Annotated in this window: 15 protein-coding genes; 6 read left to right on the top strand and 9 right to left on the bottom strand. The window is 72.3% G+C overall.

Annotated features, from left to right (window positions below; all coding sequences use genetic code 11):
• The first annotated feature begins 167 nt into the window (after positions 1–167).
• The gene (locus ACIP6W_RS11800) at positions 168–1,355 is read left to right on the top strand and encodes a hypothetical protein (protein WP_400429639.1); all 1,188 of its coding nucleotides are present in this window, start codon (positions 168–170) and stop codon (positions 1,353–1,355) included.
• Positions 1,356–1,375: 20 nt separating this feature from the next.
• Here ACIP6W_RS11800 and ACIP6W_RS11795 read toward each other — a convergent pair whose 3' ends face one another.
• From ACIP6W_RS11795 to ACIP6W_RS11775, 5 genes are all read right to left on the bottom strand, one after another.
• A complete protein-coding gene (locus ACIP6W_RS11795) occupies positions 1,376–2,002 on the bottom strand; it encodes a response regulator transcription factor (protein ID WP_209683293.1) in 627 nt (208 codons plus the stop codon).
• Entirely contained in the window at positions 1,999–3,204 is a 1,206-nt protein-coding gene (locus tag ACIP6W_RS11790) for a sensor histidine kinase (protein ID WP_400429636.1), read from the bottom strand. Before ACIP6W_RS11790 ends, ACIP6W_RS11795 begins: the two co-directional genes overlap by 4 nt.
• Before the next feature lie 53 nt (positions 3,205–3,257).
• Positions 3,258–4,091, bottom strand: coding sequence for an ABC transporter permease (locus ACIP6W_RS11785; RefSeq protein WP_400429633.1), 834 nt, complete (start codon positions 4,089–4,091; stop codon positions 3,258–3,260).
• The gene (locus ACIP6W_RS11780; protein WP_400429630.1) at positions 4,088–4,933 is read right to left on the bottom strand and encodes an ABC transporter ATP-binding protein; all 846 of its coding nucleotides are present in this window, start codon (positions 4,931–4,933) and stop codon (positions 4,088–4,090) included. Before ACIP6W_RS11780 ends, ACIP6W_RS11785 begins: the two co-directional genes overlap by 4 nt.
• A gap of 158 nt (positions 4,934–5,091) precedes the next feature.
• Entirely contained in the window at positions 5,092–7,527 is a 2,436-nt protein-coding gene (locus ACIP6W_RS11775) for an excinuclease ABC subunit UvrA (RefSeq protein WP_251160191.1), read from the bottom strand.
• A gap of 199 nt (positions 7,528–7,726) precedes the next feature.
• On the opposite strand from ACIP6W_RS11775, the gene ACIP6W_RS11770 reads away from it, so the two are divergent.
• Positions 7,727–8,587, top strand: coding sequence for a hypothetical protein (locus ACIP6W_RS11770; protein ID WP_400429627.1), 861 nt, complete (start codon positions 7,727–7,729; stop codon positions 8,585–8,587).
• Complete coding sequence (locus ACIP6W_RS11765; protein WP_400429625.1) at positions 8,580–8,885, top strand: hypothetical protein; 306 nt, start codon at positions 8,580–8,582, stop codon at positions 8,883–8,885. Before ACIP6W_RS11770 ends, ACIP6W_RS11765 begins: the two co-directional genes overlap by 8 nt.
• Before the next feature lie 23 nt (positions 8,886–8,908).
• On the opposite strand, the gene ACIP6W_RS11760 is transcribed toward ACIP6W_RS11765, so the two are convergent.
• The gene (locus ACIP6W_RS11760) at positions 8,909–9,373 is read right to left on the bottom strand and encodes a hypothetical protein (protein WP_400429623.1); all 465 of its coding nucleotides are present in this window, start codon (positions 9,371–9,373) and stop codon (positions 8,909–8,911) included.
• Positions 9,374–9,479: 106 nt separating this feature from the next.
• Between ACIP6W_RS11760 and ACIP6W_RS11755 the strand changes: the two genes are divergently transcribed.
• Together ACIP6W_RS11755 and ACIP6W_RS11750 are read left to right on the top strand one after the other, a co-directional pair.
• Positions 9,480–10,298: a hypothetical protein gene (locus tag ACIP6W_RS11755; protein WP_400429621.1), complete on the top strand. Its 819-nt coding sequence runs from the start codon at positions 9,480–9,482 to the stop codon at positions 10,296–10,298.
• 73 nt (positions 10,299–10,371) lie between these two features.
• On the top strand, positions 10,372–11,304 hold the full coding sequence (locus ACIP6W_RS11750) for an NADP-dependent oxidoreductase (RefSeq protein ID WP_400429618.1): 933 nt from the start codon (positions 10,372–10,374) through the stop codon (positions 11,302–11,304).
• Positions 11,305–11,391: 87 nt separating this feature from the next.
• Here the strand turns inward: ACIP6W_RS11750 and vsr are convergent, their stop codons facing one another.
• From vsr to ACIP6W_RS11735, 3 genes are all read right to left on the bottom strand, one after another.
• On the bottom strand, positions 11,392–11,841 hold the full coding sequence (gene vsr, locus ACIP6W_RS11745) for a DNA mismatch endonuclease Vsr (RefSeq protein ID WP_400429615.1): 450 nt from the start codon (positions 11,839–11,841) through the stop codon (positions 11,392–11,394).
• Positions 11,842–11,944: 103 nt separating this feature from the next.
• The gene (locus tag ACIP6W_RS11740; RefSeq protein ID WP_400429612.1) at positions 11,945–12,466 is read right to left on the bottom strand and encodes a hypothetical protein; all 522 of its coding nucleotides are present in this window, start codon (positions 12,464–12,466) and stop codon (positions 11,945–11,947) included.
• Positions 12,467–12,516: 50 nt separating this feature from the next.
• A complete protein-coding gene (locus ACIP6W_RS11735; protein ID WP_400429609.1) occupies positions 12,517–13,269 on the bottom strand; it encodes a hypothetical protein in 753 nt (250 codons plus the stop codon).
• 219 nt (positions 13,270–13,488) lie between these two features.
• Here ACIP6W_RS11735 and ACIP6W_RS11730 point away from each other — a divergent pair, with 219 nt between their 5' ends.
• Positions 13,489–13,704, top strand: a complete 216-nt coding sequence (locus ACIP6W_RS11730) for a DUF1653 domain-containing protein (protein WP_400429606.1) — start codon at positions 13,489–13,491, stop codon at positions 13,702–13,704.
• Positions 13,705–13,706 lie beyond the last annotated feature (2 nt).

Genomic DNA, 13,706 nt, shown 5'->3' with positions numbered 1-13,706 from the left:
GAGAGTAGGACGCCGCCGGACTCAACTTCAGCAACACCAGGAAACCCCTGACCGTGATCGGTCAGGGGTTTCCTGCGTTAACGGGCCGACCCGCATCGAGGCTGATGCTGTCGCGTGTTTGCCGGCTTCTCGTGTCGTGTCGGCCAGGATGATCGTGTGGGGGACTGGTGATCATGATGATCCGCGGGGAGCCGACACTGCCGTGGCCGGACGTGCGGTGGGACCGTCTGGCGATCGTGGGCAACCTCGTGCTCGAGGTTCCGGACGACTGGACGGCGATCGCACGGCCGGGTGTGGTCGAGCTCGCACGTGCCGGGTCGACCATCACCCTGCGCTACGTTCATGCGCGTGGTGCCGACCCTGCTGTGGGGTTCGCAGCCGTGGCAGCGGATGACCACGAGGCGCTGCTCATCGAAGGCGCTCCGGAGCGGTTGACCGTCCTGCGGAGCACGGGAACGATCCTCGACGTCCGCTACGGCGGTGTCGGGTCGACAGCAGTGCGCATCGCGTCCCGCGGGCCGATCGACGAGTGGCCGCTGGCGGTGCAGGTCGTCGACGACGTGCTGCGGTCGCGATGGTCGACCGCCTCGGTGGAGCGATCAGCAGCGATCCCGCCGGCAGACCGCGTCGGCGGCGCGGGCTCCACGAGCGGCAGCGCTGCGTCGGAGGGGCGTGATCGTGCGGCGGCGCTGCTCACGGTCCGTGGGCCGGACGGGTTGTTCGAGCACCTCGTGTGGGTGGAGGACCGCGGGGTCGTCCCCGGACGGGTCCGACGGTCGGAGGTGGGCACGGCTGCTCGCGCTGCCGGTCTCACAGGACGCTTCGGTGCGCTGACGTCCGCCGGTGCCGCGCTGCTGCGTCCGGCGCACGGCCCGGAGGACCTGCTCGTCATCGAGTCCCGGACGCGCGACGTCGTGACGAGGCGTTGGCGCGCGTGGCTCGAGAAGGGTTCGGCACTCGTCGTCGAGGACGGCGACGGGCACAGCGCGATGGACGTGATCCCGCACGGGCAACTCAGCCGGGAGCTCCTCGCGTGGTTCGGCGTCGATCCGAGCTGGGTGATCGAGGACGAGGAGCCGGCGACGGTCCCGCTCGCCGCCCTGGACGATCGTGACGGTCCGTGCCCGAGCGAGGTCGGGTGGATGCAGGCTGCCTGGCCCGTCCGCGACTGGCACACCGTCCGTGGGTGGGGCGAGCGCCGGCAGTTCGCAGTGCTGTCGATCGTGGTGCCGGGCATCGGCGTCTTCGACCGGGAGATCGACGGGGACACGGTCACCATGCGGCCGTCCTCGCCGGCGGCGTTCGCGCGGGACGTCGTCCGGTTCCTGACGGTCGAACGGCCGGACCCGGCCTGAGCGCAGGCGCCTGCCGCTCCTCAGGGCAGCAGTCCGAGCTCCATGGCGCGGGTGACCGCTCGGGTGCGGTCGTTCACGCCGAGCTTCTCGAACACGTGCCCGAGGTGCGTCTTCACCGTGGTCTCGCTGACGAAGAGGGCGCGCCCGATGGCGGGGTTCGAGTTCCCCTGCGCCACGAGCTGGAGCACCTCGAGCTCGCGCGGGCTCAGCGCCGGCCCGACCGGGGCCCTGGCGGTGGTCCGGCGCACGAGCGCTGCAGCTGCGGAGGGCGCGAGCGCGGTCTCGCCTCGGGCGGTCGCACGGAGGCCCGCGAGGATCTCGGACTCGGGAGCCGCCTTGAGCAGGTAGCCCGAGGCGCCGGCCTCGATCGCCGCCAGGATCTGGTCGTCGGACTCGTACGTGGTCAGGATGAGCACACGGATGCCCGGCTCACGCGCGAGGATGCGTGCCGTTGCCGCGTCTCCGGTGCATCCGGGCATCCGGAGATCCATCAGCACGACGTCGGGACGCTCCGCCAGGACGGTCGCGACGGCTCCGTCACCATCGCTGGCCTGCCCGACGACCTCGACGTCGTCGGCGTCCTGCAGCAGGGCGACGATGCCCGCGCGGACGATCGGGTGGTCGTCCGCCACCACGACCCGGATCACCGCGTCGCTCCGGGGACGGAGGACTGCTCCGGTGCGGCCGGGAGGCTCGGTTCGGCTCCGGCCGGGACCGACGCTTCGATCGCGGTGCCGGTCCCCGGTGTCGACGTCACGACGCAGGTCCCGCCCGCCAGGGCGAGTCGGTCGCGCAGCCCACGCAGGCCGTGTCCGACGGTCGGTGCAGCGGCGTCGAAGCCGACGCCGTCGTCCTCGACACGCAGGACGACGCACCGGCCGTCCACGTGCAGTGCGACGCGCGCCGAGGTGGCCCGAGCGTGTGCGCGGACGTTCGCCAGTGCCTCCTGACCGACGCGGAGCAGGACCACCTGCGCGTCGCGGTCGAGCGGGCAGTCCGGCGCGTCGACCGCGACCGGGATGCCTGTCTCGCGGGTGAAGCGTTCGCCGAGCCGGTGCAGCGCAGCACCCAGGCCGTCGCTGGCGACCCCCGCGGCGCCGGCCGCGACCAGGGTCCGCGATTCCTCGAGCGCGGTCCGGGCGGACTCCTCGAGCACGGCGAGGCGCTCGTCGAGCCGGTCGGACCGGTCGGCAGCGAGGTCGGCGCGTGCCCGCTCGGTGAGCATGACGATGCCGGCGAGGTCCTGCGCCACGGTGTCGTGGATCTCGCGGGCCAGGCGTTCCCGTTCGCTCGTGACCCCGGCAGCGCGGTTCGCCTCGGCGAGGGACTGCTGCGTCGCCTCGAGCTGCTCGATGAGCCTGCGGCGCTCGTCGGACAGCCTGGCGATCCGGGAGATCCAGAGCCCGAGCGCGCAAGCGCCGAGGACGCTGATCGCTTCGATGATGATCGTGCCGGCGAGGGCGTCCAGGCCGGATGCTATCTGCAGGCCGACGCCCGACGCGATGCCGATGGCGACCGAGACCCAGACGGCGGTACGGACGCGCTCGACCTGGCACCATGCCACGGGGAACAGGACGGACTGGATGAACGCGGTGCTCGGTACGACCGCGGGCAGCGCGAGGGCGACGACCACGAGCAACGGCACGAAGGCTGCTGCGGCGCGGGGCTCGTCGTACCCACGCCAGCCGTACGTCACGTACGCCAGGGTGAGCAACCCGAGGGCGACGAAGGCAGGCCAGCGTGACGGCCAGGGCGACCAGTCGGTCGCTGCGATCACCGACACGAGCGCGACGGCGACTGCCACCGCGACGTGCAGTCCCCAGTTGCGGTGCCTGGTGATCCGGTCCATGCCGACAGCATCCCATCGAGTGCGGCCGGTGCGGGCGTTCTCCACAGGCACGATCAGGAGTCCCGCCGGTTCCACCGGAACGTCAGGAGGCAGGCGACGGTGCCGACGACCAGCCATGCTGCCAGGACGAGGACTCCGAGTCTGAGGTGCCACGCGCCTCCCGGCTCGGCGGACGCGAACGCGTCCGGCAGGAAGACCGAGCGCATCCCCGATGCCATCCAGCGCAGCGGGAACACGCTCGCGACGGTCTGCAGCCAGTCGGGCAGCTGGGTGAAGGGGAGGTACACACCGGAGATGAACTGCAGGACCAGGACGATCGGGACGACGGTGGCGGTGGCGCGGCGGCCCTCGCGGGGGAGCGCCGAGATCGCGATGCCGAGGACGCTCGCCGTCGCGACACCCAGGAGCATGATGCCGGCGAACCGCGCCCACGCACCGCCGTCGGTCGGCAGGTCGACGCCGAAGACGACGCCCGCGACGACGAGGAGCAGCGCGGTCTGCACGATCGAGGTCACGAGGACCATGCCGATCTTGCCGACGAAGTAGCTCACGACCGGCAGCGGGGTGCCGCCCAGGCGCTTGAGCGTGCCGTCGCTGCGCTCGCCGGCGATGTCGACGCCGAGTGCCTGCGTGCCGGAGAGCAGGAAGCCGGTGGCGACGAGTCCGGGCAGGTAGTAGGTGGCGTAGTCGACGCTGACGCCCGGCCCCGCCTGGATGTCGTCGGCGCTGCTGAAGGCGACGGAGAACAGCGCGAGCATGACGATCGGGAAGAGGAAGGTGAAGAAGACCGAGTCCGGTGCGCGGAAGTACGACCGGAGCTCGTACGCGATGCGGTGGGCGCCGAGGCGGATGCTGACTGCGGGGTTCATGTTGACTACGGGGTTCATGCTGCGTGCTCCGAGATCATGGTGAGGTAGACGTCCTCGAGCGAGGGGCGGACGACCTCGAGCGCGTGCATCGGGGTCGTGGCGCTCCGGACCAGTGCGGTGGGGTCGGTCGTCCGGCGCTCGTGCCGCGCGCCGGTGTCGTCCTGCCACCGGACGATCGGTGTGCGTGCGTCCTGTCCACCGATCGCGTCGATGGGTGCGACGTCGAGCAGTCGTCCGCCGGCGAGCACGGCCGCGCGGTCCGCGAGGTGCGCGGCCTCGTCGAGGTAGTGGGTGGTCAGCAGGACGGTGGTGCCCTCGTCGCGGACACTGCGGATCAGCTGCCAGAACTGCCGGCGGGCCTCGGGGTCGAAGCCGGTGGTCGGCTCGTCGAGGAACAGGACCTCGGGTCGGCCGATGATCCCGAGGGCGACGTCGACACGGCGGCGCTGCCCTCCGGACAGGCGACTGATGCGGCTGTTGCGCTGGGCCTCGAGTCCGGTGGCGGCGAGGAGTTCGTCCGCGGGGCGGCTGCGCGGGTACAGGTGCCGGAAGTGCTGCAGCTGCTCGGCGACGGTGACGTTCGGGGACTCGCCGCTGGTCTGCAGGACGATGCCGACGCGGGCGTTGTGGCTCCGACTGGCATGTGCGGGGTCGTGGCCGAGGACCCGGACCTCGCCGCCGGTGCGGGAGCGGAAGCCCTCGAGGATCTCGACCGTGGTGGACTTGCCGGCACCGTTCGGGCCGAGCAGGGCGAAGGTCTCGCCGGCGTCGATCGTGAAGGAGACGTCGTCGACGGCGGTCTTGCCGCCGGGGTACTGCTTCGTGAGGTGCTCGACCGTGACGGCCGGTGTGGTGGACATGCGTCCAGCCTGACGGGTGCGTGGGCTCCGGCGGATCGGAGGGGCGGGCGGAGGTGCATCCTCCGATCGGAGGATGCCGCGTTCAGCGCCGGGTTCCGTGAACCAGGATCGTCATCTGCCGTTCCGTGGATCGTCTCCCGGCGGGGCGCCCCCGTTCGTCAGCTCCCGAGCGCTGCCCGCAGGTACGGCGCCGTGCGGCTCGTGGCGGACGCCGCGACCTCGCGCGGTGTCCCGGATGCCACGACCTGGCCGCCCTCGTCACCACCGGCCGGACCCATGTCGACGACGTGGTCCGCCTGCGCGACGACCGTCATCACGTGCTCGACCACGACGACGGTGTTCCCTGCGTCGGTGAGCCGCTGGAGCTGCGCGGTGAGGAGTTCGACGTCCGCCGGGTGCAGGCCCGTGGTCGGCTCGTCGAGCAGGTAGAGCGTGTGACCGGTCCGTGCGCGTTGGAGTTCGGTGGCGAGCTTGATGCGCTGGGCCTCGCCGCCGGACAGCTCCGGCGCGGGCTGCCCGAGTCGGAGGTAGCCGAGGCCGACGCTGCGCAGGGCATCCAGCGCGCGGGCGGCGGCGGGCAGGTCGGCGAGGGCGTCCGATGCCTCGTCGACGGTCATGCCGAGGACGTCCGCGACGGTCGAGCCGGCCCGGCGGACCTCGAGCGTCTCGGCGTTGTACCGGGCACCGTGGCACTCCGGGCACGGCGCCCAGCTGCCCGGAAGGAACAGGAGCTCGACGGAGACCGAGCCCTCGCCCTGGCAGACCTCGCAGCGGCCGCCCTCGACGTTGAACGAGAACCTCCCGGCGGTCCAGCCACGTTCCCGGGCGTCCTCGGTCGCGGCGAAGGCCTGCCGGACGGCATCGAACATGCCCGTGTAGGTCGCGAGGTTCGAGCGGGGTGTGCGGCCGATCGGCTTCTGGTCGACCTCGACGACCCGTGACACGAGCGGGTGCTGCGTGGCGACCGACGGCAGCACGCCACCGACGAGCGAGGACTTGCCCGAGCCGGAGACCCCGGTCACCGCGGTCAACACCCCGAGGGGCAGGTCGACGTCGAGCCCCTTCCCGTCCTGGCCGCGCAGGTTGTGCAGGGTGAGGTCACGGAGCTCGAGCGTGCCCACGGGTTCGCGCAGCTCGTGCTCGACGGGCGAGGTCCGGGGCTGCAGGTAGCGCCGGGTGACGCTCTCGGGGACGTCGGCCAGGCCCGCCGGCGGGCCGCTGTACAGCACCCGCCCGCCGCCCGGACCGGCCCCGGGGCCGACGTCCACGATCCAGTCTGCACGCCGGACGATGTCCATGTCGTGCTCCACCACGAAGACGCTGTTGCCGCTGGCGCGGAGGTCGTCGAGGACCTGCACGAGGGACTCCGCGTCCGCCGGGTGCAGCCCCGCGCTCGGTTCGTCCAGCACGTAGACCACGCCGAACAGCCCCGACCGGAGCTGCGTCGCGATCCGCAGGCGCTGCGTCTCACCGGGGGAGAGCGTCGGCGTCGCCCGGTCGAGCCCGAGGTACCCGAGGCCGAGTCCGACGAGCACCTCGACCCGACCGAGCAGGTCCGTGGCGATCGACTTCGCGACCTCGGACCGCTCCCCGGACGTCACACGGCTCTGCGCGGGCGACGGGTCCTTCAACTCGGCTGCGGGGCGCAGGACCTCGGCCACCTGTGCGAGCGGCAGTGCGTTGAACGCGGCGATCGACAGGCCGCCGAACGTCACCGCGAGGGCTGCCCGGGTCAGCCCGGAGCCGTGGCAGAGCTGGCACGGTCCGGACTCGACGAAGCGCAGGGCCTTGTTCCGCTGCGTCTCGCTCTGGGAGTCGGCGAGGGTGTGCAGCGTGTACTGCCGGGCGCTCCAGAACCGTCCCTTGTACGGCTTCGCCACCCGGTCGCGCTTCGGGTGGACCTCGACGACGGGCTGCTCCTCGGTGAAGAGCAGCCAGTCGCGGTCCTCCTGCGGGAGCTCCCGCCACGGACGCTCGATGTCGTAGCCGAGCACCGCCGTCACGTCGCGGAGGTTCTTGCCCTGCCACGCACCGGGCCAGGCGGTGATCGCGCCCTCGCGGATGGACAGCGACGGGTCGTGCACCGCCGAGGCCTCCGTCACCTCGTGCGCGGTACCGAGGCCGTGACAGCGCGGGCACGCCCCGGCGACGGTGTTCGGCGAGAACGAGTCGGAGTACAGCTGCTCGGCGCCCTCGGGGTAGGTGCCGGCGCGCGAGTAGAGCATGCGGACCGAGTTGCTCAGCGTCGTCAGGGTGCCGACGGTCGAGCGGGTGCTCGGGGCGCCGCGGCGCTGCTGCAGGGCGACCGCCGGGGGCAGACCCGTGATCTCGTCGACGTGCGGTGTCGAGCCCTGCGCGATGAGTCGTCGGGCGTACGGCGCGACGGACTCGAGGAAGCGACGCTGTGCCTCGGCGAAGACCGTGCCGAACGCCAGGCTCGACTTGCCCGAGCCGGAGACACCGGTGAAGGCGACGATCCGGTCGCGGGGGATGTCGACGTCGACGTCCTGCAGGTTGTGTTCACGGGCGCCGCGGACGCGGATGAACCCGTCGGACGACGACGGCTGGTCGGCAGGGTGGTGCGGGGCGGGCATTCGTTCGAGCGTAGGCGGATCGGCCGGGCGCCGTTCCGGACCGCTCGTCCGCACCCGGCGGGTGCTGTTCGACAGGCGACCGGGAGACGGACGGGAGGCACGGGGCGGGCCGGTAGCGGGCCTCCCGGCCGGTGCGTGCGGACGGGAGACGCGGGGCGGGCTGGTCACGTGCCTCCCGGCCGGTCGGTACGGTGTGGTCGTGGGGAACGGGGGATCGATGGTCGACGACGTCGCGTGGTCGCCGCCGAGGCGGCGGAACGGCATCTGGTGGATCGTGGCGAGCGGGCTGCTGCTGCCCGCGGGGTGGATCGCGTGGCTGCTCGTCGCGCTCGCCGGGTACAACGGCGCGGGGAACTCCACCCACACGCTCTCGGGGCAGACCGGGGGGAGCATCGTCGTCACGGTCGTGTGCGCCGGTGTGCCGCTGACCGGACTGGTCCTGCTGCTGGTGCAGCGTCGGCGCGACCGGTCGGTGACGCTGGTCGGGCCGATCGGGTGTGCGGTGTTCGTGGTCCTCGCGGCCGTGACGCTCGGGTACCCGACGACGCGGGTCGCGCAGAGCTGGGCGGCGGAGGAGGAGCAGCGGGCGCAGCCGCCGACCGCGACCGAGACGAGTCGGACGCCGGCGCAGGCCGAGCGGGACCTCGCGGCCGTGGGGGAGCGCGCAGTGCGGGCGATGGGCGGTGACCCGGAGACCGGTGACGTCGTGCAGTTCCCACGCGGGTGCTCGCTGTCGAACCTCGAGCAGGGCACGGAGTACACGTGGCGGTGGTCGTTCCCTGCCGATGCGGACGCGGACGAGGAGCCGCAGACCGAGGCGGATCGCAAGGCCGACCTCCTGCCCCAGGACCAGGCCGAAGCGCGTCTGGCTCCGGTCCGCGAGGTCTTCCTCGACGCCGGGCTCCGTGACGCCGATCCGCTCGGGTGGGACATCCGGGTGGTCGGTGACGACTGGCTCGCGGAGGGGAACGCGGGCGTGACCCGGACCTCGGGTGACGTGATGATCGAGACGACCTGCCTGGCCGGAGGGCCCGGCGACGGGTACGACGACGATGCGTGAGCGCGTGACGGCCGCGGCGCCGGGACGTCGAGCACCCGTCAGCGTGTGGGTCGCACTCGTGGTGGCCGCCGGCTGCACCGTGTACGAGCTGCTCGCGGGCGCCCTCGTCGAGTGGACCGGGCTCGGCTTCGTGCCGCTGCTGTTCGTGCCGCCGCTCTACCTGGCGGCGATCCTGCTGCTGATCTGGGTGGGGCAGCAGGGGATCCGGGTGGCGCGGGCACTGGCGATCGTCGTGGGGATCGTGCTCGCGGTGTCGTTGCCGGTCGCGGTGGTCGTGGCGATGCGGACGTGGCACTGAGCGGTGGCGATCGGCTCGGGGTGTCAGTCGTTCGCGACGGGTCGGCGGAGGGTCCCCAGCGCCCCCGCGGTCAGGAGGAAGCCGGCGAAACCTGCGGCGGTGAGGACGAGGGGCATCGTCACCGGTGGTGGCTGCACCACGGCGGCGAGGGGCAGGCCCAGGAACCCGGCCACACCCGCCGCGAGCACACCGCAGACCACGGCCGCGGGCAGGACACCGAGCGCATCGTCGACGACCCGGGCGAGCGCGAACAGCGTCGCCGCGACCAGGACGCCGAGGACTGCTCCGAGGGGGACACCGAGCACGGCGAGCAGGCCGAGGAACGACGAGTCCGGCGGCCACCAGTCGGTCGGGGTCACGATCGGCTCGTCGACGGTCGGGTCGGCGATCCAGGCCTCACCGATGATGCCGAACGGCTCGGCGGCGCCGATCAGTAAGCCGGCAAGCAGGACGACGGGCCACGGCCAGTGGCGGCGGTGTTCGTGCATGTGGACCCCCCTGTGCTCGAGCTTGGCGGTGCAGTCTGGGAGCCCGGCCGGAGCGCCGATCCCTCGGTAGCGTGGAGGCGGGGCGCTTGACGAGCGAGGGGGACGCATGAACGACGCGGGACAGCCGGCCGGCACCGAGGAGCCAGCCGGGACCGGGCGCTCGGACCACCCGTCGCGACGGGCGGCGAGCGGTGCGTGGATCGCGGGGAGCATCCTGGCGTTCGTGGTCGGGAGCCTCGTCATCGTGTACGCGATCGCGACGACGGCGGCGCCGACGGTCGAGCAGCGGGCCACCGTGCAGGGCCTCGCCGCGGCGTTCGTCACCGGTGGACTCATCGCGGTGCTCGTCCCAGCGGCCGCGATCGTCTCCCTGGTGATCGCCGCGAAGCGAGGGCGGACCGGGGCCGCTGCCGGCATCGCCGTCTGCGGGGCGCTCGGCGCGGTCGCGATGCTGACGATGGTGCCCTTCGCACTGCTGTCCGTGGGCGAGGCGCAGGCTGACGCAGCACGACGGGCAGCACCGCCGACCGCACTCGAGACCAGCCGGACGCCCGAGCAGGCGGAAGCCGGACTCGTCGAGCTCGGAGGACGGGTCGTCGACGCGCTCGGACACGAGGCACCGACCGACGACCAGGTCAGCGTCGACGTCCGGCCGTGTCGGCTCGACAACTCCGACGACGGCGTCCTGGTCCACTACTCCTGGCGTGGTCCCGGCGCCGACGACCCGGCTGGGACGCCCGAGCAGACGAAGGCTGCCGTCGCACCGGCGGTCCGGTTCCTGCAGGCCGAGGGCTTCGCGGTCGGCACCCAGTTCGTGGGCGGGGGAGTCGTGATGCTCGACCGTGACCAGGGGGTCTCCGTCGACCTGTACAGCGCTGACCGCGTCGAACTCGGATCGCCCTGCCTGGTCGACACGAGCGGCTGACCGTACCCGCGGGGTTGTCGCTCCTGCAACGTCCGCTGAGTCCACGGACCCGGGGGCGGGTAGACCGGATGACATGCAGGTCGTCGGAGTCGAAACGTTCGGAGGGCCCGGAGCCCTCGCCGTCCACGAGGTCCCGGAGCCCCACGCCGGCTCCGGCACCGTCCGCATCCGGGTGCAGGCGTTCGCCGTGAACCCGACCGACACCGGCGTGCGCGCAGGGCAGCGTGACTCCTCGGAGTCCTCGCCGCCGTACGTGCCGGGGATGGACGCCGCCGGCGTCATCGACGAGGTCGGCGACGACGTCGAGGGCTGGCAGGTCGGGGACCAGGTGATGGCGATGGCCCTGCCGCTCTCAGAGCACGGCGGCGCCTACGTGGAGCACCTCGTCGCGCCGGTCGGGTCCTTCACGCGGATCCCGGCGGGACTGTCGATCGAGGAAGCCGCGACCGTCCCGATGAACGGCCTGACCGCGCTGCAGATCCTCGCGCGCGCGGAGCTCTCGCAGGGCGACACACTCGCCGTGACCGGATCCGCGGGGCTGCTCGGGAACTACGTCGTGCAGCTCGCGAAGCAGCGGGGCATCACGGTCATCGCCGACGCAGCGCCGAAGGACGAGGACCTCGTGCGGTCCCTCGGGCCGGACCACATGGTGCGCCGCGGGGACGGGTTCGCCGCAGCCGTGCGCGGCATCGTGCCGGACGGCGTCGACGCGCTCGCCGATGCCGCGGTGCAGCGGGACGAGGTCGTCGACGCGGTGCGCGACGGCGGGTTCTTCGCGGACGTGCGGGGCTGGGAGGGCAACGGTGCTCGCGGGATCCGGTTCGAGCGGATCATGGTCTTCTCGGAGTACACGTCGTTCGACCTGCTCGAGGAGCTGCGGCAGGCGGTGGAGGACGGGGTGCTCGTGCCGCGGGTCGCCGAGGTGCTGCCCGCGTCGCGCGCTGCGGAGGCGCACGAGCGGCTCGAGGTCGGCGGGACGCGGGGGCGGTTCGTGCTCACCTGGTGAGTGCGGGTCGCGGTCGCGACCGGATGACGGACGGGAGGCGCGGTGCCGGCTGGCACCGCGCCTCCCGTCCGTCGATTCGTCCTTCGCTCACGGTCGTCCCCGCTCTGCGGGGCGGCCGACGATGGCGGCCCAGCGGTCGAGCTCGTCCTCGACGCGATCTGCGACCGCTGCGGGATCGTCGTGCTCCCACGAGCGGAGGACCCGCCAGCCCTCGGCCGTCAGGATCGCCTGGTTCCGGGCGTCGCGCTCCCGGTTCGCCAGCAGCTTCCGGCGCCACAGCTCGGCGTTCGCCTTCGGGAGCTGCACGTTTTCCTCGCAGAGGTGCCAGAAGCAGCCGTCCACGAAGACCGCGATTCGAGCACGAGGGAACACGAGGTCGGGGCGGACGCGGCACCGGCGGCTGACCTGCCGGTCGATGAAGAATCGACGGCCGCGGCGGTGCAGCTCCCGGCGCAGTGCGAGCTCGGGTGCCGTGTCACGCCGGCCGAAGCGGGCCATGTGGCGACGGCGTGCGTCGTCGGCTTCCCACTGCTCCACCACTCGAGCCTGTCGTGCCGAGGCGTGATCGCGGTCGCGGACGACGACGATGTGGGGGAGGTGCGCCGCTTGCCGGCTGTGCAGGAACGACCGAAGCCGCTGCTCACTCCGGTAGCCCGAGCCGCTCGCACTCCGTCCACTGCTCGGGTCGCCGCTCCGCCAACCACGCCGTGAACTCGTCGTACCCGCGGAAGTTCGTGAAGACCGTGAACTGCTTCTTCTTGCGGTCGTTCCACGCGGTCAGGCTGACGAAGGTCGGCCCACCGCCGGCCGACTGCGTCCCGTACCGGAGCACGTGGATGTCGTCGACCTCGCGACGACGGGCCTTCCCGAAGCCGGACTTCACGAGGTAGTGCCGGTCGAACACGGTCACGCGTCCGGCTGCCAGTGCGAGACCGATCAGGAGGAACAAGGCACCCACCAGGCCGATCAGCACGAACGCGGTGCTGTCCGCGCCCGGGACGACCAACTGCTCGATCACGGTTCCGAGCAGCCCGAAGACGACTGCGGCTCCGCCGAGCACGATGAGGATCTGCTGGGGGAACCTCGGCCGCTGGACGACGAACAGCGGCTCGCCGTCCGCCTTCGCCTCCGTGCCACCCCACGTGTTGATGCTGTCGCTCATCGTTCCCCCTCCGAGGGCCACCGTACCGAACGGGTCCTCCGCTCGCCCCCTCAGTCCTCCGGGATCGTCCGGACCCACTGCTCGAAGGCGAGCGCGTCCTCGGTGCTGAACACGGCGGACGGCCGGGCGTCCTGTCGGCCGGTGAAGAGGAACAGCGTCCCGTCTGCCAGCCCCGGCGTCGCATCGTCGAGCACGGACGACCTCGGCGCCACACCCTTGCGCGAGAGGAACGTCAGCTGTTCCCCGTTCGCGGACTCCGCGATGCCGGTCTCGCCGTCGAAGAACGCTGCGAGGTCCATCACGAGGAAGACGGTGCTGCCGTCCTGTGTGGTCACGAGGACGGCTGGCTTCGCGTGCGGCTGCCCGAAGGGGCGCTCGGTCACCGCCGCGGTGACGCCGGAGCCGGACCAGGGGCGGACCTGGTCGAGGGGGAGCTTCGCGACCGCGGACGGTGCGGCACGCTTCGCTGGGTGGACGGCCTCGGTGAGCAGCGCCCCGAAGAGGACGGCGAGGAACCATGCCGGCGCGGAGAACGTCTTGGTCGCGATCAGGACGAAGAAGACGCCGAGGAATCCGACCCACACGAGATCGGGCCACCACCCGGAGCTGCGGCGTTGACCGATCGGCCACACGACGCTTCCGTACGCCAGCCCGACGAGCGTCGGCACCCAGAACGCCGACGGGCGGATCGTGCCCGTGTGGAAGTGCAACCAGACCGAGACGGCCGCGGTGATGAGCGCGAGGACGGCGAGCACGATGCGTCCGCCGCGCCGGTCTCGCTCGCGGGTGCTGAGCGTGGCCATGTCGTTCCCCCTCGTGCTGTCGAGCTGCGGCGCGCAGCGCCCGCCGTTGTTCCCCTGGTGTGTCCAGTCAAGCAGGACCGGCGGTGCTGGTCTGTCGGATCGGACGTGACCGTGTGGCGGACGGGAGGCGCGGTGGCGGACTGCAGCGTGCCTCCCGTCCGACGGGTGGTCACCCCTCGACGGCTGGCGGCGCCCGCGAGGAGCCCTACGATCGTGCGGGTGAGCAGCGACGTGATGCCCGGACGGTACCGGCACTTCAAGGGCGGGGAGTACGAGGTGGTCCTGGTGGCGAAGGACGTCGAGACCGAGGAGCCGGTCGTCGTGTACCAGGCGCTGTACGGGGAGCGGGGGCACTGGGTGCGGTCGCTCGCTGACTTCACGGCGCACGTGTCGCGGGACGGGTACGAGGGGCCGCGGTTCGTCCGCCACGGCTGAGC

The organism is Curtobacterium sp. NPDC088465 (assembly GCF_044753165.1).
Classification (GTDB): domain Bacteria; phylum Actinomycetota; class Actinomycetes; order Actinomycetales; family Microbacteriaceae; genus Curtobacterium.
This window is presented reverse-complemented; position numbering and strand designations above follow the sequence as displayed.